This window comes from Haloflavibacter putidus, from assembly GCF_006546625.1.
Taxonomy (GTDB): Bacteria; Bacteroidota; Bacteroidia; order Flavobacteriales; family Flavobacteriaceae; genus Mesonia; species Mesonia putida.
The window spans coordinates 82,162-108,325 of record NZ_VIAR01000001.1; the positions used below are offsets into that span (position 1 = coordinate 82,162).

Below are 26,164 nucleotides of genomic sequence, written 5' to 3' on the forward strand. Positions count from 1 at the left end.
TATTTTGTGCTTTTAGATTAGATTAGGTTATGCGCTTATTGGTTTAATTTATTTTATAATGCAGGTTTTGCTCTTCTAAACCTTGTAACAATTCTTGCGATATTTTTACCTTTTGCCGTTTGCTGGGCATATGTAATTTTATACGGTCTTGTACTTTATATACCACAAAATTTAAAAGATGATCGCCGGGATGCGACCTAAATAAATCTTTTAAATCTGCTATTTGATTTTTTTGCAAATTGTCTATATCTAATTGTATAGTAAGTTTACCGGCATAGGTATTCATAACATCTTGCAATTGTTTAAACGAGCGAAACTGAATTCTTGGGTCGCCACTTTTGCCGGTCTCTCTATTGCGCCAACCTTCTTTTACAAATGCTTTGATGTGTACAAAATTATTGGCCATTAAAAAATGACGGTATTTAAGGTATTCTTCGCCAAAAATCCTAAACTCATAAGACTCGTTATAATCTTCTACCGTAAAACGCGCCCAGCCTTTTCCTGCTTTACTTACCAAATGCTGTACGTCGTTTACCACGCCGGCAAAAGAAATCTCGCGGTTTACGTTTTTTTCTAAGGCTCTAAAATCTTCTAGTGTTCCGTTACAAAAATATTTTATCTCACTCTTAAAATCGTCTAACGGGTGTCCGGAAATATAGATACCTACTACTTCGCGTTCTTTTCGCAACTTTTCCATAGTTGGCCATTCTTCGCAAGGTGGTACTATTGGTTCGGGTATTTGTACTTCGCTGGCTTCGCCAAAGAGACTTACTTGCGACGAGTTTTGGTTTTCTTGGTATTTGGCGGCATATTTTATTACTTTTTCCAAAAAGGTAACCTCATCGCCTTCTGTATGAAAGTATTGTGCTCTATGTGTTGGGGTGAAACCATCAAAACCACCGGCCAAAGCCAAGTTTTCAAAAGCTTTTTTGTTGGCAGCACGCAAGTCTATACGTTTGGCCATATCAAAAATAGAACGGTAAGAGCCCTCTTTACGGTTTTCTACAACGGTTTTTACCGCGCCGCTTCCTACGCCTTTTACCGCGCCCATTCCAAAACGAATTGCGTTATTTTTGTTTACCGAAAATTTAAAGTAAGACTCGTTTACATCTGGCCCTAAAACTTCTAACTTCATGCGTTTGCACTCTTCCATAAAGAAAGTTACATCTTTGATGTTATTCATATTATTAGAAAGAACCGCTGCCATATATTCTGCCGGATAATGTGCTTTAAGATAAGCCGTTTGGTAGGCAATCCACGCATAACAAGTAGAGTGCGATTTGTTAAATGCATAACTGGCAAAAGCCTCCCAATCTTTCCAGATTTTTTCTAAAGTTTCTCGCGGATGCCCCTTTTCTTCGCCACCGTTTAAAAATTTTGGTTTTAGGGTTTCCAGCAAAGCAAAAATCTTTTTCCCCATTGCTTTACGGAGTAAATCTGCTTCACCTTTAGAAAAACCGGCCAGTTTTTGCGAAAGTAACATTACCTGCTCTTGGTATACGGTAATACCATAGGTTTCTTGCAGGTATTCTTCCATATCTTCCAGATCGTAGGCAATTTCTTCTTCGCCATGTTTTCTGGCAATAAAACTCGGGATGTATTCCATTGGTCCCGGTCTGTATAAAGCATTCATAGCAATAAGATCTTCAAAAACCGTAGGTTTCAGATTTTTCATATGCTTTTGCATGCCGGGAGATTCGTATTGAAATATACCAACCGTTTCGCCACGTTGAAAGAGCTCGTAAGTTTTTTCATCGTCAAGCGGAAAACTCTCCGGATCTAAATCTATACCGTGCCTTCCTTTTACAATTTTTACGGTATCTTTTATTAAAGTAAGGGTTTTTAAGCCCAAAAAGTCCATTTTAAGCAAGCCGGCATCTTCTACAACCGAGTTGTCAAATTGCGTAACATACAAATCGGAATCTTTGGCTACCGAAACCGGCACGTAATCTGTAATATCTCCTGGCGTTATAATTACGCCGCAAGCGTGAATACCGGTATTTCTTACCGAGCCTTCTAATACGCGCGCTTGGTTAACAGTTTCTGCTTCTAAATCTGTGCCTTCTGAAAGGTTTAAAAGCTCGTTTACTTTTTCTGCATCTTCTGCTTTGAATTTAGACCGGATTCCCTTTTCGTCTAAAGCAAATATCTTGTAGAGTTTAGACATATCTGGTACCAGCTTTGCAATTCTATCTGCATCGCTAAGCGGTAAATCTAAAACCCTGGCGGTATCGCGAATACTCGATTTTGCCGCCATGGTTCCGTAAGTAATAATTTGCGCAACTTGATTGGCGCCGTATTTTTTTATTACATAATCCATTACCCTACTTCTGCCTTCGTCGTCAAAATCTATATCAATATCAGGCATGCTTACCCTATCCGGATTTAGAAAACGCTCAAAAAGCAAATCGTATTTAATTGGATCTATATTGGTAATCTTTAAACAAAATGCTACCGCACTTCCTGCCGCAGAACCTCTTCCCGGTCCAACAGAAACATCCATATTTCTGGCTTCCCGAATAAAATCTTCTACAATAAGAAAATAGCCGGGATAACCCGTATTTTCTATTACCGAAAGCTCAAAATCTAAGCGCTTTTCTATTTCCGGGGTTATTTCGCCATAGCGTTCTTTGGCGCCTTCGAAAGTGAGATAACGCAAATAGGCATTTTCTCCGCGTTTACCATTATCTTCTTTATCACGTTCGTCTAAAAAGCGCTCGGGAATTGTAAATGCGGGTAATAAAACATCGCGCGATAATTTATAAACTTCTATTTTATTTACTACTTCTTGCGTATTGGTAATCGCTTCGGGCAAATCTTTAAAAATCTCCTTCATTTCTTCAGAAGATTTAAAATAATACTCTTGGTTTGGCAACCCATAACGATACCCGCGACCTCGACCAATTGGGGTGGCTTGTTTTTCGCCATCTTTAATACACAATAAGATATCGTGGGCGTTGGCTTCTTCTTTTTCGGTATAATAACAGTTGTTGGAAGCGATGAGTTTTACGCCGTGCTTTTTGGCCATAGGAATAAGCATCTGGTTTACCCTATCTTCGTCTTCTTGACCGTGGCGCATTACTTCTACATAAAAATCGTCTTGAAACGTTTCTTTCCACCACAGTAAAGCTTCTTCGGCTTGTTTTTCGCCTACATTTAATATTTTACTAGGCACTTCGCCATATAAATTACCGCTTAATACAATAACGTCTTCTTTGTATTTTTCTATAATTTCTTTGTCTATTCTTGGCACATAGTAAAAACCATCTGTGTAAGCAATAGAAGACATTTTGGCCAAATTATGGTAGCCATTTTTATTTTTGGCCAAAAGCACGATTTGATAACCATTGTCTTTTCTGCTTTTATCTAAATGATTTTCGCACACAAAAAACTCGCAACCTACAATGGGTTTTAATTCTTTTTTACTGAAATTTTCCTTGTTTTCTTCTGCCGTTGCTTTTTCTTCTGCCAGTTTTTCGTTGTACTTTTCTACAGCTGTCACAAAATGAAAAGCGCCCATCATATTGGCGTGATCTGTAATTGCCACAGCCGGCATATTAAAGTCTCCGGCAGTTTTTACCAAGCCTTTTACATCTATGGTAGATTGTAAAATAGAAAATTGCGTGTGCGTATGTAAGTGCGAAAAATTCTCATCTTCTAAAAGCGCTATATTTTCTTCTACTTCTTCTTCAGAAATAAAATCTTCTTTTTTCTCTGCCAATTGCTCCCGAATAACGGCAGAAGCTTTTTGCAGATTAATATGTTTTAGACCAATAAGCGCAATAGGCTGCGGATTTTCTTCTGAAAAACGCTCAAAATAATCCGGTTGCACATCTAACTCTTCGGCGGTAAAAACGCGTTTTCTTATAAGTTCTAGAAAACAACGTGTAGTAGCTTCTACATCTGCCGTAGCGTTGTGCGCTTCTGCAAAAGGTTGGTTAAATAAATATTCGTGCAGCTCTGTTAAGGTTGGTAATTTAAACTTGCCTCCTCTACCACCAGGAATTTGACATAGCTGTGCGGTTTTTTCTGTACACGTATCTAAAACCGGTAGTTGCGCCAAATTGTTATCTACAGCTTCGCGGTAAAACTCGGCTGCCATAATATTAACATCAAAACCTACATTTTGACCAACCACAAAAGTAGTTTTGTTTAAAGCTTTTTTAAACCGCTGCAAACCTTCTTTAAGCGGTATGCCGTTTTCTTGTGCCAACTCTGTAGAAATACCGTGAATTCTTTCTGCATCGTACGGAATGTTAAAACCTTCTGGCTTAATCAAGAAATCTTCGCGCTCTATAAGTTGCCCCATATCATCGTGCAACTGCCAAGCTATTTGTATAGCTCTTGGCCAGTTGTCTGAATCTGTTATAGGAGCATCCCACCTTTTGGGTAAGCCGGTAGTTTCTGTATCAAAAATTAGGTACATAATTTATTTTTCTGAAGGTTTTGGGCAATAAATGTAACCAATCTCTTGGCTTCAAAAAAGTTAATTTATCCATAATGAGAGAAAAGCAAATTCCAAAAAAAATGCGGTTTTTTGGGTCTGTCACTATAATTTTCACTTACCGTGATTGGTAATCTTAATAATTTGTCAACTTCCGTAAAGCTATTTTAGAAGTTCTATTTACATTGCTATTTTTGGCGCAAAGATAAATTTTAAATATTTTTATGCGCTAAAGATTTTTAAATACAGACATATCTTAACCTAGAAGCTTTTAAAATGAGTAAGTTAAACAAAGAGGCCGTATTATTATTAATCTTATCTGTTCTTTACTTATTAATAGTAAAAGAGGAACTTTCTATAATTACCTTCACCATTATTGCAATAATAATCGCCGTATATTTTGTTTATTTGATTACTAGCAATATAGAATCACAATCTCACAAAGCTACTCCAATTTATAGCTTGCAACAAATTGTGGCGTTAATCGTAATACTTTTGGCTACATCAATTAGCTATTTCGAAATCTATGATTCACTAATTAAAACAACAATTGGAGTTTTTGGTATTTTAAATTTTGGAGTTATGATTTACGCTTATTTGTCCGTAAGCAAGAGTAGACAAGCCGTAATTGGCTTAGGTTTTGCGTTGTTAATTTTTTGCAGTATAACAACTATAATAACATAAACGCAATAAATGCAGTGCTTAATCAAGCGTTTTGGGAGAATAAATAAAAAGGGTGGTTACCGTGAAATAACTACCCTTTTTTATTAATTCAATTTTATTATTTAAACGCCGGGATACCGGTAATATCTGCTCCGGTAATTAGCAAATGAATATCGTGCGTACCTTCGTAGGTAATTACACTTTCTAAATTCATCATATGACGCATAATGCTGTATTCGCCGGTAATTCCCATTCCGCCGAGAATTTGTCTGGCTTCACGGGCTATATTTATCGCCATATCTACGTTGTTGCGTTTTGCCATAGATATTTGTGCGGTTGTAGCTTTTCCTTCGTTTTTAAGCTGTCCTAAACGCAAGGCCATTAATTGGGCTTTGGTAATTTCGGTAATCATCTCTGCCAACTTTTTTTGTTGTAATTGGTAAGCCGCAATAGGTTTATCAAACTGGATGCGTTCTTTTGCATAACGCAGGGCGGTATCATAACAATCCATCGCTGCACCAATTGCTCCCCAGGAAATTCCGTAACGCGCAGAATCTAAGCAACCCAGTGGGGCGCCCAAGCCGTTTTTATTTGGTAATAAATTTTCTTTTGGCACTTTTACATCTTGAAAAATAAGTTCGCCGGTGGCAGAAGCTCGCAACGACCATTTATTATGGGTTTCGGGAGCAGAAAAACCTTCCATACCTTTTTCTACAATAAGACCGTGTATTCTTCCTTCTTCATTTTTTGCCCAAACTACGGCAATATCTGCAAAAGGAGAATTGGAAATCCACATCTTGGCGCCATTCAATAAATAATGATCGCCTTTATCTTTAAAATTGGTGGTCATTCCGCTTGGGTTAGAACCGTGGTCGGGTTCGGTCAAACCAAAACAACCCATATATTCTCCGGTAGCCAATTTTGGTAAGTATTTTTTACGCTGCTCTTCGTTCCCGTATTTCCAGATAGGAAACATTACCAAAGAAGATTGCACAGAAGCGGTAGAGCGCACTCCGCTGTCGCCACGTTCTATTTCTTGCATAATCAATCCATAAGAAATCTGGTCTAAACCTGCGCCGCCATATTCTTGTGGAATATAGGGACCAAAAGCGCCAATTTCTGCCAAACCTTTGATTATAGATTTAGGAAATTCTGCATTTTGCGCAGCTTCTTCTATAATTGGAGAAATATCTTTTTTAACCCAATCACGCGCTGCAGTGCGTACCATTTTATGCTCGTCTGATAGTAAATCGTCTATATTATAATAATCCGGAGCTTGAAATAAGTCGGTTTTCATTTATATAATTTGCTTTTAAGTTAAATCCTAGCCGTAAAGTTAGCGAAAGCAATTAAGATTACCAGTTAATCTCTTACATTTTTAGATAAAAGGCTTTTACCAAATCTTTATATTCCTGCGTGTATTGGTGGCGCTCTTTTTCTATAACCAATTGGGTTTTTTCAAGAGCAACTTCCGTAAAGCTAAACTGCAACAAATTGCGTTTTACAGGAGTGTCTGCATTGCCTTGCACCAAGGTTATTTTTTGAAGGTATAAACCTGCCTCTTTGGCTAATTGCAAAACTTCTTCTTGATTTTTATGCGGAATAATCAAAGAGAAATTTCCCTTTTCGGAAAGTAATTTAGCAACGTTTTTTATAAGCTCACTAAAGGGTAAAGCTTCCGTAAAACGGGCAGTGTTTCTTGTAGCTTCCACGGAAGTAAAATCTTCGTCATAAAACGGCGGATTGCTAACAATCAAATCGTAGCTCTCGTCTATTTCTTCTGTAAACTCTTCTAAACTGGCGTGGTAACAAAACAACCTATCGTTCCACGGGCTGTTTTCAAAATTTTCTACGCATTGTTCGTAAGCGTTTTCTTCTATTTCTATGGCATCTATAAGTTCTGCTTGACTGCGTTGTGCCATTTGCAAAGCAATTACGCCCGTGCCGGCGCCAATATCTAGAATAGAAAATGTGTTTTTAGGAATTGTAGTCCAAGCTCCCAACAAAACACCATCGGTGCCAATTTGCATTGCACATTTGTCTTGCTCTACGCTAAATTCTTTAAATCTAAAAGGTTTGGACATGGCAGTTGATAAATTGGATGACTAGAGAATGGTTATTGGATAATGAATTTACTACATTAAAATAATTCCACTCACCACTAAAAAACTCACCTCTAATTACTAAAGATACATTTCTATAAGACCTTCTGGGGTGTTTACATAGATTTTACGATTTGGTTTATCTACCTTTTCAATAAAATCGTCGTTAACGGGAATCAAGATTTCTTTACCGTCTTTTTCTATTTCAAACAGGGCTTGTGGAGTAGAATCGTTTACGCTTTTTATCGTTCCAACATTTCCAAAGTTTTTGTCAGTGACTTCAAAACCGGTTATTTCGTGAAAATAAAACTGGTCTTCTTTTAATTTTGGAAGTTGGGAGAGGGGTAAATATACATCGCACCTCAAAATATCTTCGGCATCTGCTTCATCTTCTACATCTTCAAATTTTACCCGAAGTAACTCGCTGCGTTGTAGCGAACTTTTTTCAATAAAAAATGGAACCAGATTTTTGTTATAGTCAACAAAAACCGATTCCATTTCTAAGTAAGATTCAGGGTCGTCTGTGTCTAATTTAACCAGTACTTCCCCTTTAAAACTAAATTTACTAACTATTTTGCCAAGATAGAAACAATCTTTCTTTTGCATTGATTAGCAAATTATTTTTCTTCTTTCTTCTTTTCTTCCGCTTTGGCTTCTTCTGCTGTTTCTGCCTCTACTTCTTTTTCTACATCTGCTTCCGGCTCACCTTCTTCGGTTTTTGCGGCAGCTTCTGCTTCTTCGCGAGCAGCTTTATATTCTGCTTCGCGTTTTTCGTTAACTTCTTTTTCGGCAGCTAAAGCTTTTGCTTTTGCATCTTCGTCTGCTTTAGAAACCGACTCTTTTTTGTTGCTTATTTTGCTTTCTTTTTCCTCTAACCAAGCTTTAAATTTCTCTTCTGCTTGCTCTTCTGTTAAAGCTCCTTTTCTTACGCCACCGGCTAGGTGATGTTTTAACAAAGCTCCTTTATAAGAAAGAATGTTACGTGCCGTATCTGTTGGTTGGGCACCGTGTTGCAACCATTGTACCGCCTTGTCTACATTCAATTCTATTGTTGCAGGGTTGGTGGTAGGATTGTAAATACCTAGTTTTTCTAAGTGCTTACCATCTCTTTTAGCACGCGAATCTGCAGCAACAATCCAGTAAAATGGACTTCCTTTTTTCCCGTGTCTTTGTAATCTTATTTTTACAGACATAATTAAATTAAATTTTAGGGTGCTCGACCCCGATTATTAATAAGGCTGCAAATGTACTATATATTTTTTTATTCAATATAAAAACTTGTTGTTTTTTTCTGTTACATTTGTAACAGAATCAATTGTTTAAAATATCCCAATAATTATGCAGAAATATTTAATTTTATTGCTAATTGCTTGCTTAAGCTTTAGCTGTAGTGACGAAATAGAATCTAACTCTCCGGCAATACAAGGCGAGGTAGATGGTGTCTTTTTTAGAGCAAACAGCTCTTTTGTGGTAAAAAATGAAGACAACACCTATACTATAAAAGGAGAAACCGGTTTTGAAGAAATAGCTCTAACAGTAGATACAATAAAATTGGGTAGTTATACTTTGGGACAAAACAATTTAAATAAAGCTACTTTTACCAATAGCGACCAAGAAGTTTTTACTACCGGTACTAATGGGTATGGGGAAATAGAAATAACAAAATTAGAAGGCAATACAGTCTCCGGGCAATTTTATTTTGACGCTTATAGCGCTACCGGAGACACCTTAAATTTTAACAAAGGTTATTTCTTTTTTGTACCACGACAAAACCCTACTCCCGGCGGGGAAGAAACTACTTGCCCAGAAGCTACAGAAACACGCGAGGCCGCAGCTTTGATTTATCAGGAAGCTAATCCTGAAAACGCTGAAGAATTTATCTTAGCTTGTAATGCTTATAAAGATGCTTTGTTACAAGAAATAGAAATTTGTGGCGATGAAAATGGCGAACTGCAAGCAATGATAGACACTTTGGGTGATTGTGAAGATGAAGGTGGTAACAACGATATTGGAAATATTAGTCTTACAGCAGGCAGTCAGGAAATTACTTTTGATATGGTAGATGTAAACCTTGTAGAAGGCCTTTTACAAGTAAGTGGCGAAACCTCTGCAGAAAACAACTATACTATTTATTTTGAAGTTCCCGAAGCAACAGAAGGCCAAGATATAATACAGAATTTTGAGCTTATGCTTACTTCTACATTTTATCCTGCAGATATGCCAGAGACAAATCCTTTTACCAGTACGATAAGCCTTAATACTACCGGAAATCTAAACGGTACTTTTTCTGGTTTACTAGAAAATAATGATAACGGTCAAATAGAAATAACCAATGGTACTTTTGAGTTAGCATACTAATAGCTAATCTTTTTGCTTTAAAAATTTAGCAGCTGTTTTCAAATAATTAGAATAATCTTTATTTGAAAACAGCTGCTTTTATTTCCGTAAAGAAAACATTCTACTTTTAAGACTAAAATGAATTAAGCAATTATATGACACTTGTCATATTTTACAGAGAAGTTGTTTTTTAAGTTTACCGCTTTTAAATTTAAAAACCAACTTTATGCAAACCCCTAGTCCGCATAGTTTTCACATCCCGGTAATGGGCATTGCTTACACCATAGACTCTCCTGTTAAAGTAGCGCATTTCGGAATTAATTCTGCAGTTTCTGTTATAGAAGATAACTTAGTAGAGTTAATGCGGAAATATTATTATCAAAAAGAAGGGCAAACTTATACGCCAATTGGGCCAAAAGAAAAAGAATTTCGTTCGCGCCGGGTTACAGATTACTTAAACTTAATGCAAGATTTGGTACAGTCTAATTTAGAGAAACTCAAGCGCTCTACTTTTGAGACCGGCTCAGATTTACGCAAATATTTTGAGATGCTTCCCGAAGAATCTAAGCTTTATCAAAAATTTAAAGATTGGCGGGCAGAAGCAGGTGTTGCTTTAGAAAATAGCTTTACGGAAGAATTACGCGATGCGGTTGTGCCAGGCGCTATCGAGGTAAATATAATGACCAAAGTAGATAAAGATAATTTTGATAAAAAAGGAGAAATTATAGAAAATGGTTCCGATGCTTTAACTGCTCTAAAGGGGTATGCAGAGAGCAATTTGCAAAATTCTTCTTTGGTGCTTTCTGCGGGGATGAACCCGCGTTTGTTTAATTATATGGAAGGCTTTTCTGCCTTTGATGCGCAAAGCTGGGGGAATTTTCGTAAACGTGTGGTTATAAAAGTAAGCGATTACCGTTCTGCACTTATACAAGGAAAATATCTGGCCAAAAAAGGAATTTGGGTAAGCGAGTTTCGTATAGAATCTGGTCTTAATTGTGGCGGCCACGTTTTTGCTACGCAAGGCTTGCTAATGGGACCAATTTTAGAAGAATTTAAAGAGAATAAAGAAAACCTGAAAACAAGCTTATTCGAGCTTTACAATCCGGCCTTAATTGCCAAAGGAAAAACCGGTTTTTCTAAGCCGCACCCTATTAAAATTACTGTGCAAGGCGGTATTGGCACACACGAAGAAGATAAATTATTACGAAAATATTACCAAGTAGATGGCACCGGCTGGGGAACGCCATTTTTATTGTGTCCGGAAGCTACCAATGTAGATAAAACGACCTTAAACCAGTTGCAAGAAGCCAAAGAAAAGGATGTATTTTGCAGTAAAGCCTCTCCCTTAGGCGTAGGTTTTAATTATTTAAAAAACACGAGCGCAGAAAAAGAACGTTTAGAGCGTATAGAAAACGGAAAACCCGGAAGTCCGTGTACCGAAAAATTATTGGTTTCTAACACAGAGTTTACAGACAAACCCATTTGCACGGCTTCGCACAAATACCAAAAATTAAAATTACAACAACTGGAAGAAGCCAACTTGCCGGAAAAAGAATTAAAACAACAAAAAGTAGATGTTTTGGCAAAAGAATGTCTTTGTGTCGGTTTAAGTAATTCGGCGGCGTTAAATTACCAAGTTCCCTTTCTCAAAAAGCAAAAGGCGGTAACCATTTGCCCGGGACCAAATATTGCCAATTTTTCAAAACTTAGCAGTTTACAAGAAATGACAGACCATATTTATGGTCGTAGAGCTTTGGCAGTAAAACCTGACCGACCATCTATGTTTATAACCGAACTGCGTTTGTATATAGATTTTCTTACCAAAGAAATTAAAACAGTGGCGCAACCTACGCGTAGAGAGTTTAAAAAGTGGGAAAAGTTTATAAATAATTTATTGGAGGGGGTAAAACATTATGAAACCCTTAATTCTGGAAATAAAATTACAGAGAAGCTCCAATTTAAAGAAGATTTGTTAGCGTGTAAAACTTCGATAGTAAGTTTAAAAGCACATTTGCTTCCGCAAGCGAGTTAAGCTGGTGGCTTTAAAATAAAATTCAATAGAGAGATTAACTTAAGAAATCTAAATAGCATTAAGTTAATCTCTCTTTTTTTTACGGAATTAAAAATCATTCCGTAAAGAATTATTCCCTCGCTTCTTTTAAAATCCTTTCGCATTCTAATAGGACTTTTTCCTCGTTACAATCCAGTATAAATTGTATGATTTCCAATTTCTTTGCGCTCATTTCGGCTTCTGTCATTGTTTGTTTTTTTAGAGGTAATTCCTAAATTTAAAAAAGAAATATAAAGATCAATATTTAATTATCTGTATACTAGCTTAATTACCAATTTAACAAGAAGTAATTCAAAGTCTTTAAAAAAATTTTGGTTTGAACGCAGTCCAATATTCTTTATACTTATAAAGTGAACTAAAATTGGGCTTAGTCTGAAACACACAACAAATTTTTACTTAGATTAGCAACCTATTGATTTTTATTAGGTTTTTGATTTGCCCTAGTGAAGACCATTTCAAACTCTCTATACAGCACTTGCAAAATTTTTAATTATAAAAAAGCCCACTACCAGATAGTGGGCTTTTCTTTTATACAGATTCATCAATTTAAAAATTATTTTTCTTAAAATTCTTAATTCCCACATAAGCCCCAGCAATTAATGCTAATCCTATTAAACCGTCTATTGGTGCTTCTGGCACATCTGGAACATTGGGATCTCCTCCCGGAAATGGAATTTGCGCTTGGACGGGCAGTGTAATTGTGATAAAAAACAGCACACTGAAGAATAGCCTAAAAAATGTAGTGGTTTCATGTCTCTTCATGCTATTATTTTTTATTTGATTATAAATCGTTTTATAACACGCTTATCGTCTTGTATAAGTTCTACAAAATAAGTTCCGTTGCTCAACTTACCAGGGTTTACGTGTAGTTTGCCATTAGAAAAACTTTTTTGAGAGCTATAGATCAATCTTCCAAATAAATCCCAAACATCAATTTTCACTTCTTGATCTTTCCATAAAGAAGAGGTCAGGTAAAAGCCTTTTTCAGAACTGGTAGGGTTTGGAAAGAGTTCCAAATTATTTGCTATAAAACTACCATCTGTAGATAAAGTTTCGTCTTCAAAACGTAAATAAAATCTATCTACGGCTATACTTGCATTATTATCAAGCTGTACGTCAAAACCAATGGTGTTTTCTCCTGCGTTTAAAAGTGTTTCTTCTTCCGTAAAGGAATCTACGAGATAGGCTGTAGTATTCTCGCCCAAATTAGCTGTCGTAACCACTAACATATAAGCTTGGTGCTCGTAATTATTGGTAAACAAAGCAATCTGCTCTCCATCTAACGGAGCTTCCCTGCGCTCTACACTATATACAGAGTCTGCACTACCAATACCTATATTTTCTGAAAAATTAAATGGCTTTACCGCATCATGGTTATTCAAAGCATTATCGTATCCCGGCGCAAACAAGATGGCAAAACTATCGTGCAACTTTCCGCCAGAATTATAATTTTCTGCTGTAAAAAGCTGTCCTGTAATGTGAGCATTGTTTTCTACCAGGTTTTCCGGTCTAAATGTACTGGTATGCTGTCCGGCGGTTTTATCTGTTTCGGAAAACAAAACAGACGTAGCTCCATTTGCAGCTGTTGCAACTTGTACCGCTTGTCCCGGTTGTATAAACTGATTCGCATCTGAGCCGGAACTATTTCCACCGGTGCTTAAATCTACTGTTACATAAGAACCATAAGTACCTAAAGTTGGATCGTACACATACACATAATTTGCATTTAAGTTTTGCGAATTTGCAAGTACACTGGTAACATCTACAGCACTTTGATACGGGTTCGCCAACAAGTTAAACTCGCCAGCTACATTACTTAAGTTGAAAGTTTGTAGCTTATCTCCAATAAATAAATCTCCCGTAGTTCGTAAAACCGTGGTATCTGCAATTGCTGCATTATTGGTTAAATCTACCGCACGACTACCGCGAACAAATAATAAATAGCCTTCTCCCGCGGTAATGTTTGTATTATCTGTATTAGGAACAGCTACAAATTGCTGATCTATCGCATCTAAAGTAAACATAGACGGATTTCCTGTTAACGTTGCATCAAACCCATTGGTTTGGTCTGTAGTGGTTCCGGTAATATGGGTTCCGTAATGCGGATTAGGATTATCTGTATTACTGGTTGCCCCTTCTTGCCAATTGGCGTGAATAGGCTGTGAGCTGGTTACTGCACTACTTACAAAACGATAAGAACGGTTTGCGCTCATATATCTTTCTATTGTAAACTCTCCTGTAATAACTGATGTAGAAGGAACTGCAGCCAACTCTCCGTTTTTATTTTCGGAACTTTTAAATATAAAGTTTCCGTTGTTGGTAATATTGCCGTTTATAGTTAATACCTGTTCTACGTTTAAAGTTGCACCACTGTTTACGATAATATCGTTTACTTCTATATTGGTGGTAAGGCTGGCGGTGCCTTCCATTATTGTAATATTATCGGCGGGTGTAAAGTTGAGATCTATGTTAGGATTGCCCGGCGTCCAACCATCGGTATCATTTAGGTAAACATAACCATCTTGTCCGCAGGCATCTAATACAGCCCCGGTAGGAATGGTTAAATTACAGCTGTTTTCTTCCGTAAAGGAAACCGTATAATTTACCGGTCCGGCTGTAAAATCTATATCAAAACTTTGCGGACTTCCGGTGATTGGGTAATCTGTTCCGTTTACGGTAATTGAACCTTGTGTGGGTTCGTTTTCGTAAGCTACTACCAAATTTGTAGAGTAAACTCCAGTATTGAGACCACATTCTGATCCAATTTCAAAACTTACTGCCGACAAACTACAAGATGGTGGCGTACAAGCGCTATCTTCTTCTATTATTCCTGTGGCAAAGGCTTGCTTTCCGGCGGCATCTACCACAGTTACACTATAAGTTCCGGCTGGCGCATCTAAGACTTCTCCCGTCGTGCCATTACTCCAATTATACGTATAAGGTGCGGTTCCGTTACTTGCGCTGGCAGTTAAACTGCCCAAATATTGTTCTTCACAGGCAGGTGTTGCTGCCACAGAAACTGTAAAACTATTTAATTGAGCAGTGGCAAAATTATCATTATAATCAAATTCTAATTCAGACGTGTTAATAATTTCTGCTACTATAATTGTTGGACTTTGCTGAACATTCCACGGAAGTGAAACCGCTTGATTAGCACCACTGGCCAAACTAACCGGTTTAGTGGCAATTGCCAAGGTGTCTCCGGCAGTAGAAACATAGGAAAACAATACATCTGCATTTACATCAATCTCGCCATTGTTTTCAATAAGCGCTTCAATGTTAATGGTTTCGCCTACATTGGGAATTTCGTTAGAAACATAAAAATCATCGAAAAACAAGTTTGCTGCTTCCCCAACAATAAATGATCGGGTGGCCTCATTGTTACTTCTGTTAGCATCATTAACTTCCAGATTAGAATCTATTATAGCACGAATAACATGCAGGCCTATTTCTTCTGAAGAATAGGAAACCGGCACCGCAATCGTATTGGTCGTATTTTTAATAAGACCCGAAACATTTTGCACAACCGCATGCTCTTGGTTGTCTATTAATATAGTAAGATCCATCTCATCGTTAATATTGGAATAGCCGATGTTTTCGTAAGAAATATCTAAGAATATAGATTCGCCGGGATCAGGATTAAGCAAAGTAGGATTGATATATTCTGACAAGATTCGCATGTCTGGCTTGTTGGCAACAGTCACTTCTTTGATTAATACATTATTGCTTTCATTACATTCTGTATATTCGTTATCAGGATCTGATGTCATTCTAAACGTATAGACACCAGTTTGGTTGAAAACAAATTGCGTAGGAAGTGCAGCACTATACGGACAGCCGTGACAGTTTTTTATATTTTGAACTGCCGCGTCTCCCAATAATGCCCATCCTGAAATGCCGGGACCGCTTACTTCAAAACGTACCTTTACCTCAGAAGCTTGGTATAAATGTTCCGCTTTTATTCCAAGGGCCAATTGCACCGATTCGTTTTCATGATAAGTTCCGTTCCAGAAATCATAACCACAGCGTTCTACAGGGCTGAATTCCCAACATAGAGTTTCTGATTTGCTATTATTGGCGCGGCTTGCATCTTCTAAAAGCTCGTTGGGATCTACGCTGGCTGTAAGCTGCACGCCTCCGGAATTTAATGCAGGAACGGGATGTGTTATAAAAGTAACTGTTTCGCCCGGTAAAATATCTTGGTTATGAACAAGGTTATAAATCTCTCCATTACTCAACGTAAACTGTAATTCTACGGGAGCGGTTGCCGTGGCATTCCCTTTGTTCCGCACATCTACAGAATAGGTAACGTTGCCCGGAACTTGCAAATCTATTGGGTTTACAAGTAGATCGCAACTGGATGCGATATACAAGTCTGCTTGACATTCAATAATATCAATAGCATAACTTTTTTGATTATTGTTTTCCAAAATTTCGGTTACCACGCCATCCGGTAAAGGCACATCGCATTTTAGCACGAAGCTGTAGTTTCCTGTTTGTTGATATGCATACGGAATAGAAACCGAAGTACTCTGACCAGGTTCTATGTTTTGAACTGTTCTTGTAAAGGTGTCTTCTAAAGAACCATTGTAATAGACTTCAATAGTATTATCAAATTCTCCCGTAGCAACATACCCAATATTTTTTATACCGAAACTTTGTGTAGTACTGGCATTACATAGATATGTTGTCCCTAACGAAGCACTTCCTACAGGAGTTATATCTGGAATAGCAGGATTTACAATAATGGTGCTGTTTGCAAAATTGTTGTTTTCGGAAGATTCTTGTACTACAGAACCGGTATCTGTCATTGCCGTAATATAATAGGTTCCTTCCGTATTGAATTGAGCGGTAAAAGGATAGGTGAAAGATTCTCCCGGATCGAGTGACGGAACGGTTACATCGTTTATAAGCGGTAAACCTCCGGTCTGATCTATCTCTAACAAGGTTTCTACCGCAACAGCCTGGCAACCATTATTAGATACTACCACTTCTCCAGAAATGGATTCTCCAACAAGAATGTGATTATCAAAAAGATTTATTTTTGCTCGTAAATCTTTTAGACAAGGCCCTTGAACAAGTTCCCAAGTAATGGGCGATTCTGCGGTTAGGGTAAAATCGGTCACCTCTACCGGAGCAGTATAAACGCCCGGCTGGGAACCTCTGTGGGTTTTAAAATAAAAATAACCATTTGAGTTGGTGTGCGTTTGTACTTGAATTCCTGTGATTGGATTTACAAATGTTACTGTAGCTCCCGCCACAGTAGAATCTTGTAATACTACTGCCGTATCTGTATAATAGGCGTGACCAGAAATAGTCACTTTATCATTGCCAGAAGGTAATTGTACAAGACTTGGGCTAACAGAAGCCTCTATATTGATTGCCCCCGGAAGATTATAGTCGCCATTTATAAATGGACGCATTGCTCTGTTATTCAGCTCATTTGATTCTTCTATTACATCTGTATGGTCTATAAACACTTCCATAGGATTCCACGATGGATCTGCCGGGGTAGTTATATTCCAAACCACGTTTGTACTTTCTTGCGGACCAAGATAATCTACATTTATATCTGGATAAACCGCAGTGGGATTGTATTGATTTTCTAGATGTGCGACAAAATTTTCTGCCGGCAAATCAGAATTATTATGAATGGTAGCGGTAATTTGCAAGGCCGACGAAACATCTGGATTGGGATTATCGAAAACAATATCGTTTGCAAAAATCTCCAAGTCTGGAGCGATTAAAACATTTGGCGCATCAAAAGGACCAATTTGTGTTTCGCAAGCATCTGCTTGCACTTGCACATAAGCTTGCCAATTGGTACCAGAAGGTAATTGACTGATAGAACCCACGTAAACTTTTCCATCTGCCGTATTATTATCTGTTGGGTCTGCAGGAGATAGAATAACCGATCTATCGTTTGTGTTGCTGAAACTGCCATTACCTTCATAATCTAACACTACTCGGGGAAAACCGTATGGTGGCATTATTCCGTCTTCATTAGTATAAACCACAGCAAACTCATAGGTTGTTTCTGGCGTGCCTTGAGTAGGACTAACAATACCATTTTGGAATTCGCCAGTTCCTAAAAAGGAAAGATTTGGAGAGCCTAGGCAGTCTGTGGTAAATGCTAATGGCCCGACAAAATTACTTTCGTCTCCCCCACCACAATTAGCTTTTACATATAATTGATAATTGGTGTTTGCACTTAGACCATTTAACTGAAAGTCTGGTGAACCGTTTACAGTTTCTGAACTACCTTCCGTTACGGGATCGAAACCTGGAGTCTCGCTATACTTAACTATCCATTCCGTTTCCGAACCATTGTTTGTCCAAGAAATATCGGCCGTAGTGTCTGTTGTTGCGTCTAAAGATAAGTCGGAAGGCGCTATACAACCGGCGTCTGAGATTTCAATTCCGAACGTACCTGTTTGGGTATTTTTTCCATCTACTTGCACATAATAAATACTACCGGGATTAAGACCTGTAACTAGTGTTTCTGCTTTTGCGCCTGCATTGGTATCTTCACTACAGGCAAGTTCATTACCCAAAGAAGACAAGTCGTTGCAATCTCCTGCACTTTCATAAATAGCAATTTGTGTATCGTTTAACGTACCTCCTATAATATTGGTGTTTACGATTACATTACCGCTACCGGGAGCCTCAAAACTAAACCAAACGGTTTGCAAATCGAGTGTTCCTCCCCAGCACGTCCCGCCAGATTCAAGGTTTTGTGCAGATGCGGCTATGTTAGAATAAGCATCGCCATTGGAGGTCGCACCTATTGCTAATAAAGTAGCATTACAAAGATCATCATTAGTTGGTGCAGCTATATCTATTACGGTTACTAAGGCGGTAGCAGAGTTTTCATTACCGCTGCCATCTGTAACGGTTAAGGTTACAGTATTGTCGCCCAAATCACTGCTATCAAATGCGGTGATATCTGTATCGAAACTTAATGAGTCACAAGCATCTGTGGAACCATCATCAACAGCATCTTCTGTAATGGTTGCGGTGCCATTTGGTTGCAGTTGAACAGTAATATCTTTGGTATTTACCGTAGGTACAGTTTCATCTACTACGGTTACTATACTTACACAAGAGTTTGTATTTCCATCAGAATCTGTAATGGTAAACGTAACGTTATTTGGACCCAAATTAGAACAATCAAACGTATCTATATCAATTGCTGCTGTAACAGTACCGCAGTCTCCCGTTGGTATTGTCCCAACGTCTTCGGGTGTTATAGTGGCACTTCCATTTTCATCTAAAACCACTGGAATATCATTACAATTTGCACTAGGTGCTGTTATATCTCCTATAAAACCTTGTAAGGGGGTCATATTAAAAATAGGATCGGTTTTCGTGCCGTTATATTCGTAAATATTAACGTAGTAATTGGTTGAGGCTTGTAATAAATTAGGCGGAACCAAATTTCCGGCACCATTATAAACAACAAAACCATTACCAATAGCATCTCCTAAGCCATACCCAAAATTTGCATCATAGTTGGTCGCATTTGTTGGGGTAGTGTTTAGGGGAGATTCGCTTAAAATAACGATTCGTCCCTGTCCGTTTCCGGACGTCCAGTTTAAAATAAGATCGCTATCACAAGGTCTTGTATAGCTAAAATTACTGGGAATTACAGTTGGTGGAGCTGGTGTTGCTCGCGAAGCTGTTTCTCCCGGTATGAGATATAGTTCGTTATTTTGATTGATGGCATATTCAAAAAAAGCAAAATGATAGTTGCTGGTCTCTTCTAAGTTGGAAAGTATAAATTCTTCATCTGTACCGTTATAGACTACAAAGTTGTTAGCGCCTATTTCTTGTCCTGCACCAAAATTAGTATCTGCCAAATAGGTAGTATTATCGGATGGTTGTACATCCACGGGGGCTCCTTTTTTTGCAATTACTAGACGAGAGGAGCCATTTCCGCGGGTAAAATTAACCTGCATTGAAGTTGCGCCAATTTCCGCAAAATTGACATTGGAAACCTGCGTGGTTGGTGTTGCCCCAAAAGTTTCGGCTTCAAAAGTATAGCCTGGCCTTAAATAGACTTTTCCTGAACTTCCATTATATTCAAAAAGAGCAAAATGATAATTAGTGCCGGGCTGTAAATTAGTTACATTATCTGAAGTTCCGCTTCCATCATAAAGTACATAATTTCCAATACCAATTTCATAATATCCATTACCAAAACCACCACTTGAACTGGAATAACTTGTTAAGTCTTGTGGTTCGGCATTTACGGGTTCGTTTTCTCTAGCGACCAAAATACGTCTTGCCCCATTGCCGTTCGTCCAATTTATGTTGAAGGAAGTTGTGGTTTTACTATTCACAAAAACATTCCCGGTTTGTACGGTGGGATAAGTAGCAGTTGCTTGATTAGCTTCTAAAACGGGATTGCCATTGGTATCTGTTGTTGTTAAATAAATGGTCTCGGTTCCACTACTATTAAATTCAAATACTTTAAAATAATAAGTGGTATGCGGTTGTAAGTCATAAAGATAATGTGTGCCAGTAGAACTCCCGCTATACAACACAAACTCGTCGGGAGCTATCTCATCTCCATTTCCAAAATAATTATCGCCTGTATATTCAATTCCATCTGTGGGAACTGCCGTAACGGGACTTCCCGCTTTGGCTATAACCAATCTTTTTTCACCATTTCCAATGTCACCACTATACATCCTATAGCGCAGCCTATTACCATCAATAGAACTAAAGGTCATATTGTTAGCATTAACTGTGGGAGCAGTATAGGCGTCCGTAATTTGACTTGCCGTAGCGCCGGGAGTAGGATTGAAGGTTGAAGTTGAAGTTAAGTAAACTTTGCCACTATCACCATTATATTCAAATAAGGCAAAATGATAGGTGGTATTGGATTCTAGACTATTGATATCTGTTCCGCTTGCACTACCCCTATAAATTATATAATTTCCTGAACCAATTTCATAACCGGAAACACCAAAATCATTATAATAAGGGTCATTGTAATTCACCAAATCTTGGGGCTCTACATCTACAGGACTATTTGCACGTGCAATCAATATACGCCCAGCGCCATTACCATTAGTCCAATTAACATTCATACTAGTAACCATTATATCACTAAAAGTGATATTACTGGCTTGGGTGGTGGGATAAGTAATGGTTGCTTGATTGGCCTCGAAAACAGGATCACCATTGGTATCTGTTGTTGTTAAATAAATGGTCTCGGTTCCACTACTATTAAATTCAAATACTTTAAAATAATAAGTGGTATGTGGTTGTAAGCCTGAAAGATATTGTGTGCCAGTAGAGGTGCCGCTATACAACACAAACTCGTCGGGAGCTATTTCGTCTCCGTCTCCAAAAGTATTATCACCTGTATATTCATTGCCATCTACAGGAACTGCGGTTACCGGACTTCCCGCTTTGGCAATAATTAGCCTACTTTCGCCATTTCCAACAGAACTATTATTTACCCTATAACGGAGTCTATCTCCATCAATAGAACTAAAGGTCATATTATTAGCATTAACTGTGGGGGCAGTATAGGCGTCTGTACTTTGGTTTGCCGTAGCGCCGGGAGTAGGATTGAAGGTTGAAGTTGAAGTTAAGTAAACTTTGCCACTATCACCATTATATTCAAATAAGGCAAAATGATAGGTGGTATTGGATTCTAGACTATTGATATCTGTTCCGCTTGCACTACCCCTATAAATTATATAATTTCCTGAACCAATTTCATAACCGGAAACACCAAAATCATTATAATAAGGGTCATTGTAATTCACCAAATCTTGGGGCTCTACATCTACAGGACTATTTGCACGTGCAATCAATATACGCCCAGCGCCATTACCATTAGTCCAATTAACATTCATACTGGTAACCATTATATCACTAAAAGTGATATTACTGGCTTGCGTGGAGGGATAAGTAATAGTTGCTTGATTAGCTTCTAAAACAGGATCACCATTGGTATCACTGGTTTTTAGATAGAAGGTATTGGCCACGCTACCATTATATTCATATACTTTAAAATAATAGGTAGTATGGGGTTGTAGGCCAGAAAGATATTGTGTGCTAGTAGAGCTTCCGCTATAAACCACAAATTCACCCGGAGCTATTTCGTCTCCGTCTCCAAAAGTATTATCACCTGTATATTCATTGCCATCTACAGGAACTGCAGTTACCGGACTTCCCGCTTTGGCAATAATTAGCCTACTTTCGCCATTTCCAATAGAACTATTATCTACTCTATATCTAAATCTATCCCCGTCGATAGAACTAAATACCATATTACTACTATTAATTGTAGGGTAAGCAACTGTATTTTGATTACCTATAGCACCCGGAGCGGGATTTAAAGCAGAAGTAGAAGTTAGATATACCTTGCCATAATCGCCATTATATTCAAATAATGCGAAATGATAAGTAGTATTGGGATCAAGATCTATAACATCTGTGCTACTTCCACTTCCTTCATAAATAATATAATTTCCAGTTCCGATTTCGTAATTAGAATTACCAAAATTATTGTAATATGGACTGTTATAATCTACTAAATTCTGTGGCTCTACATCTACAGGACTGTCTGCCCGTGCTATCAATATACGTCCAGTGCCATCACCATTAGTCCAATTAACAGTCATCTCACTTCCTACCACATTGCTAAATGTAATATTGCTCGCTTGGATTTCGGGATGGGTCAAAGTTGCTTGGCTGCCTTCCAAGAAACTGGACGTCAGGTATTCTGTAGAAAAACTACTGCCGTTAAATTCGTAAATTCTCAAATGATAGGTGGTAGAATGGTCCAAACCTACTATAGTAGGCTTGTTATAAGAGCCTTTATACACTACAAACTCACCCGGTGCAATTTCATTACCCTCTCCAAAATCATCTGCCAGATAATCAGTCCCATCTACCGGAACAGCTGTAACAGGAGAATTCGCTTTTGCAATAATAATTCTCTCTGCCCCATCTCCTTCTGTAAAATTTAATCGGAAACGATTACCATCAATACTAGAAAAAGTCAGATTGCTTGATGGAGTGGTTGGCGCCTGTGCATTTATGTGCATAGGTAACATACCAAACAACAATATTACACAACTTGCAATGCCCGTTAGAAAGTTAAAATTTTTCATAATATAGCGTATTTGTGAACCAACAAAAAATAGTTTTTTGTGTATTTCTAAAAAACACGCTTCATCTCGATACGAGCAATGCACTTTAGTAACCTTAAAGAATTAGAAGAAATTAAAAAAGTATTTTAACCACACCTCTATTTATGAAACTTTTCAAAAAATACACTATTTGTTATTAATTTGATAAAACAAAATGGTTTTATACACAAATATCATAAAAATAGAGCCAAGTTTTAAGTATACTGTATACTCTGCATAAAATACTTTGTAAATGGTAAGTTTTTAAGGATAATCGGTAAATATCTTTACGGAAGGTTTAGTTGCATAATGAACCGAGGGAATTAATTATTTGTAGATTTATGGTCTTGGTCTTCCTTTTTACTTTTGAGTAATAATTCGTCTTCTATTTCGCCGCTGGTAAGCTCGTGGGAGTGTTCTTTGTATTTTCCTTTAAGGTCATCTATTAACGATTTATACCATAAACGCGCTCCTAAGAAATAAGAAGCCCGGCCAATTAAATGCGCTCCAACTGGGGCGGTTAATACGATAAAGAGAAAGATAGCCAAAACCCGAGAAGTCACCGAAAGGTCTTGAAAATAGACCGCAGCACTAATTAAAATTAAACCAACACCCAAAGTAGCGGCTTTTGTAGTTACCGAAATACGCAAATAGGTATCGGGCATACGCACAAAACCCACAGCAGCCAACAAAATAAAGATAGCGCCCGAAGTTGCCAGTATAACTATAAAAATATCTGTCATTTTTCTTTATTTTTTTGCTCGTCTAGCTTTTTTTCCCGTTTTGTTTTGGTTCTTCTCTCTAAATAATAAGAAAAAGCAACCGTACTCAAAAAAGCAATAAGACCAAGAATCATGGCAATATCCAAAAAGGTAGATTGCCCATACACAATACTATAAACGGCTATTAAAGTAATACCAATGGTTATTAATAAATCTAGAGCTACTACCCTATCTACAATGCTAGGACCAATAATAAAGCGGTAAAAAACCAACAAAACGGAGACGGCTAGCACCGGCAAAATAATATAATATAAATATTCTTCTATTGTCATTTTATCTCAGAATTTCGAGTAATCGTCTTTCAAACCCGTTTTTAATGCCTTTTATAAATTCTTCGCGATCGTTGATGTACATTGCGTGCACGTACAAAACTTTCCTATCGTCAGAGACATCTAAACTTAAAGTTCCCGGTGTTAAAGTTATCAAATTTGCCAACAGCGTGATTTCTAAATTGGTTTCGGCATCTAAAGGTACTTTTACAATTCCCGGAGTCATATAGAACTTTGGAGTTATCACATCAAAAGCCACTTGCAAGTTTGCTTTTATTAATTCATAAAGGAAAAAAAATATAAAAAATATTAATTTAGGAATTACCTTAAAATATTTAGCATCTCCTCTGGTAATGATAAACAGTATGGCAAAGCTTAACAGAAAACCAAATACATAGTTGGAAAACTGAAAATCTCCCGTGATGGAAACCCAGATGAAGGTAAGTAATATGTTAGATAAAAACCTATTTTTCATTACTGATTTAAATTTGGCAATACTGCGTTAATATATTGCTCTTTGTTTAATAATTCATCTGCTACCCGTAAAGATAATTGCTGGATATGCTCTGCACCAAACCCAATGTATAAAGTAACTAATGTTAAAAAAACCACCGGTCCGATAAACTGAATTTTTCGCAGCTTTGTCATGTCTTTAAAATACAAAAAATGTTCTCTAATTGGAAGTTCTTCTCCTTTTTTCCAGAAAACTTCAGACCATATTTTTGAAATTATAAGTAAGGTAAGCAAACTGGCAAAAATTATTGCACCAATTGCTACGTAATCTAAATCTTGGTAAGCCCCAATAATTAAGGAAATCTTGGGCCAAAACCCAGAAAATGGCGGAATACCAATTACCGAAAAGAATGGAATAATTATTAATAAACTCAGCAACGGGTGACTTTCGTACAAACCACCGAGTTTTTTTATATTGATTGTTCCTTTAATTCTATAAATAACCCCGGCAATCATAAACAAATTAGTCTTTATTACAATATCATGAATTAAGTAAAAAACTGCTCCGGCTATAGCAACTTCAGTAAACATACCAAGACCCATTATCATAAACCCTATATGACAAATTATAAGATAGGAAAATACTTTACGAAGGTTGCGCTGTACCAAAGCTCCCACGGCTCCGCTAAATAATGTAAGTACAGCAATTATACTCAGCATGTCTGCGATAAATGGATCGTCTAAGAAAAGTAGACCAAAAATTCGTATTATGGCATACACCCCAACTTTGGTTAATAAACCACCAAAAATAGCCGATACCGCAGAAGGTGGCGTATGATACGATGCCGGCAACCAAAAATAAAGTGGAAAAACCGAAGATTTAATACCAAATCCAACCAAAAACAACAAAGCGGCAACTCGTAGTAAACCCTGATTTTCTATTTTGGGTACTAACACTGCTAAATCTGCCATATTAAGAGAACCTACCAAACCGTACATTACGGCAATAGCGGTTAAAAATATTATAGAGGCTAAAAAATTAAGTGTAAAATATTTTACGGCTCCTTCTATCTGCGCTTTTTCCCCTCCAAGGGTTATTAATACAAAAGAACTTATTATGATAATTTCGAACCAAACATACAGGTTAAAAATATCGCCGGTGAGAAAAGCACCTATCAATCCTAAAATTAAAAAATGAAAAATAGCAAAATAACCAAATCGTAATCGTGCCGGTATTACCGAAGCAGACGAAAAGCTGGAAACCGCAAAACCGGCAATAGAAGTTAACAACACTAAAGTAGAAGAAAGTACATCTGCGACAAAACTAATTCCAAATGGTGCAGACCAAGAACCGGCTTGCATAAGCTGCGTTCCTTCTGTCCAAACTTGATAAAGTAGCATACCGGAAAGTAAAACTCCAACGGCGCTACCAATTATACTTACTACTCGTTGCGCATTGATGTGTCGCCACATAAACATAAGAATAATGCTTAGGAGTAGCTGAAGCAGTAAAGGATATATAAGTAACTGTTGCATCATGATTCTTCGTCTGTTGCATTCATTTTATCTAAATCGTCTGTTTTTACCACTTGATAGGCGCGTTTAACCAAAATTATTGCGAAAGATTGCAAACCAAAACTAATTACAATAGCCGTAAGAATTAAAGCTTGCGGTAAGGGATCTGCGTAAATTTCGGCAAAAACTTTGGCGTCTTCGGGTATAATTGGAGGTTGACCTTTGGTTATTCTTCCTAAAAGGAAAATTAACAAGTTTGCTCCGTTTCCAATTATAATTAAGCCAATTATCAATTTTACCAAACTTCTGCGCAGCATCATATACAAGCCTGCACCATAAAGTACTCCCACCATTAATGCTAACAATAACTCCATA

At 37.5% G+C, this 26,164-nt stretch carries 15 protein-coding genes; 3 read left to right on the forward strand and 12 right to left on the reverse strand.

Features of this window, described 5'->3' with window-relative positions:
- Positions 1 to 43: 43 nt before the first annotated feature.
- Positions 44 to 4,426, reverse strand: coding sequence for a DNA polymerase III subunit alpha (dnaE, locus tag FKR84_RS00390; protein WP_141420200.1), 4,383 nt, complete (start codon positions 4,424 to 4,426; stop codon positions 44 to 46).
- A gap of 294 nt (positions 4,427 to 4,720) precedes the next feature.
- Between dnaE and FKR84_RS00395 the strand changes: the two genes are divergently transcribed.
- Positions 4,721 to 5,128 (forward strand): hypothetical protein, encoded by a 408-nt coding sequence (locus tag FKR84_RS00395; protein WP_141420201.1) that lies wholly within the window; start codon positions 4,721 to 4,723, stop codon positions 5,126 to 5,128.
- 97 nt (positions 5,129 to 5,225) lie between these two features.
- On the opposite strand, the gene FKR84_RS00400 is transcribed toward FKR84_RS00395, so the two are convergent.
- The 4 genes from FKR84_RS00400 to FKR84_RS00415 all read right to left on the reverse strand — a co-directional run bounded on the left by FKR84_RS00400 (position 5,226) and on the right by FKR84_RS00415 (position 8,402).
- The gene (locus tag FKR84_RS00400; protein ID WP_141420202.1) at positions 5,226 to 6,404 is read right to left on the reverse strand and encodes an acyl-CoA dehydrogenase family protein; all 1,179 of its coding nucleotides are present in this window, start codon (positions 6,402 to 6,404) and stop codon (positions 5,226 to 5,228) included.
- A 73-nt stretch (positions 6,405 to 6,477) separates the two neighbouring features.
- Complete coding sequence (locus FKR84_RS00405; RefSeq protein WP_141420203.1) at positions 6,478 to 7,191, reverse strand: tRNA1(Val) (adenine(37)-N6)-methyltransferase; 714 nt, start codon at positions 7,189 to 7,191, stop codon at positions 6,478 to 6,480.
- A 99-nt stretch (positions 7,192 to 7,290) separates the two neighbouring features.
- Entirely contained in the window at positions 7,291 to 7,815 is a 525-nt protein-coding gene (rimM, locus tag FKR84_RS00410) for a ribosome maturation factor RimM (RefSeq protein ID WP_141420204.1), read from the reverse strand.
- An 11-nt stretch (positions 7,816 to 7,826) separates the two neighbouring features.
- On the reverse strand, positions 7,827 to 8,402 hold the full coding sequence (locus FKR84_RS00415; protein WP_141420205.1) for a 30S ribosomal protein S16: 576 nt from the start codon (positions 8,400 to 8,402) through the stop codon (positions 7,827 to 7,829).
- Between the two features lie 145 nt (positions 8,403 to 8,547).
- Here FKR84_RS00415 and FKR84_RS00420 point away from each other — a divergent pair, with 145 nt between their 5' ends.
- On the forward strand, positions 8,548 to 9,567 hold the full coding sequence (locus FKR84_RS00420; protein WP_141420206.1) for a DUF6252 family protein: 1,020 nt from the start codon (positions 8,548 to 8,550) through the stop codon (positions 9,565 to 9,567).
- Between the two features lie 205 nt (positions 9,568 to 9,772).
- Positions 9,773 to 11,578, forward strand: coding sequence for a hypothetical protein (locus FKR84_RS00425; RefSeq protein WP_141420207.1), 1,806 nt, complete (start codon positions 9,773 to 9,775; stop codon positions 11,576 to 11,578).
- 585 nt (positions 11,579 to 12,163) lie between these two features.
- Here the strand turns inward: FKR84_RS00425 and FKR84_RS00430 are convergent.
- The 7 genes from FKR84_RS00430 to FKR84_RS00460 all read right to left on the reverse strand — a co-directional run bounded on the left by FKR84_RS00430 (position 12,164) and on the right by FKR84_RS00460 (position 26,163).
- On the reverse strand, positions 12,164 to 12,379 hold the full coding sequence (locus FKR84_RS00430) for a hypothetical protein (RefSeq protein WP_141420208.1): 216 nt from the start codon (positions 12,377 to 12,379) through the stop codon (positions 12,164 to 12,166).
- Between the two features lie 11 nt (positions 12,380 to 12,390).
- Complete coding sequence (locus FKR84_RS00435) at positions 12,391 to 22,752, reverse strand: CARDB domain-containing protein (RefSeq protein WP_141420209.1); 10,362 nt, start codon at positions 22,750 to 22,752, stop codon at positions 12,391 to 12,393.
- A 341-nt stretch (positions 22,753 to 23,093) separates the two neighbouring features.
- Positions 23,094 to 23,513, reverse strand: coding sequence for a monovalent cation/H(+) antiporter subunit G (gene mnhG / locus FKR84_RS00440; protein WP_141420210.1), 420 nt, complete (start codon positions 23,511 to 23,513; stop codon positions 23,094 to 23,096).
- Positions 23,510 to 23,824, reverse strand: a complete 315-nt coding sequence (locus tag FKR84_RS00445; RefSeq protein ID WP_141420211.1) for a cation:proton antiporter — start codon at positions 23,822 to 23,824, stop codon at positions 23,510 to 23,512. Before FKR84_RS00445 ends, mnhG begins: the two co-directional genes overlap by 4 nt.
- Position 23,825: 1 nt before the next feature.
- Entirely contained in the window at positions 23,826 to 24,296 is a 471-nt protein-coding gene (locus FKR84_RS00450; protein ID WP_141420212.1) for a Na+/H+ antiporter subunit E, read from the reverse strand.
- Positions 24,296 to 25,813, reverse strand: a complete 1,518-nt coding sequence (locus FKR84_RS00455) for a proton-conducting transporter transmembrane domain-containing protein (protein ID WP_141420213.1) — start codon at positions 25,811 to 25,813, stop codon at positions 24,296 to 24,298. Before FKR84_RS00455 ends, FKR84_RS00450 begins: the two co-directional genes overlap by 1 nt.
- Entirely contained in the window at positions 25,810 to 26,163 is a 354-nt protein-coding gene (locus FKR84_RS00460) for a Na+/H+ antiporter subunit C (RefSeq protein ID WP_141420214.1), read from the reverse strand. The genes FKR84_RS00455 and FKR84_RS00460 overlap by 4 nt, the downstream gene beginning before the upstream one ends.
- Position 26,164 lies beyond the last annotated feature (1 nt).

Coding starts and splice junctions, on each gene's coding strand:
- dnaE (WP_141420200.1), bottom strand. CDS start 4,426: ATGTACCTAATTTTTGATACAGAAACTACCGGCTTACCCAAAAGGTGG.
- FKR84_RS00395 (WP_141420201.1), top strand. CDS start 4,721: ATGAGTAAGTTAAACAAAGAGGCCGTATTATTATTAATCTTATCTGTT.
- FKR84_RS00400 (WP_141420202.1), bottom strand. CDS start 6,404: ATGAAAACCGACTTATTTCAAGCTCCGGATTATTATAATATAGACGAT.
- FKR84_RS00405 (WP_141420203.1), bottom strand. CDS start 7,191: ATGTCCAAACCTTTTAGATTTAAAGAATTTAGCGTAGAGCAAGACAAA.
- rimM (WP_141420204.1), bottom strand. CDS start 7,815: ATGCAAAAGAAAGATTGTTTCTATCTTGGCAAAATAGTTAGTAAATTT.
- FKR84_RS00415 (WP_141420205.1), bottom strand. CDS start 8,402: ATGTCTGTAAAAATAAGATTACAAAGACACGGGAAAAAAGGAAGTCCA.
- FKR84_RS00420 (WP_141420206.1), top strand. CDS start 8,548: ATGCAGAAATATTTAATTTTATTGCTAATTGCTTGCTTAAGCTTTAGC.
- FKR84_RS00425 (WP_141420207.1), top strand. CDS start 9,773: ATGCAAACCCCTAGTCCGCATAGTTTTCACATCCCGGTAATGGGCATT.
- FKR84_RS00430 (WP_141420208.1), bottom strand. CDS start 12,379: ATGAAGAGACATGAAACCACTACATTTTTTAGGCTATTCTTCAGTGTG.
- FKR84_RS00435 (WP_141420209.1), bottom strand. CDS start 22,752: ATGAAAAATTTTAACTTTCTAACGGGCATTGCAAGTTGTGTAATATTG.
- mnhG (WP_141420210.1), bottom strand. CDS start 23,513: ATGACAGATATTTTTATAGTTATACTGGCAACTTCGGGCGCTATCTTT.
- FKR84_RS00445 (WP_141420211.1), bottom strand. CDS start 23,824: ATGACAATAGAAGAATATTTATATTATATTATTTTGCCGGTGCTAGCC.
- FKR84_RS00450 (WP_141420212.1), bottom strand. CDS start 24,296: ATGAAAAATAGGTTTTTATCTAACATATTACTTACCTTCATCTGGGTT.
- FKR84_RS00455 (WP_141420213.1), bottom strand. CDS start 25,813: ATGATGCAACAGTTACTTATATATCCTTTACTGCTTCAGCTACTCCTA.
- FKR84_RS00460 (WP_141420214.1), bottom strand. CDS start 26,163: ATGGAGTTATTGTTAGCATTAATGGTGGGAGTACTTTATGGTGCAGGC.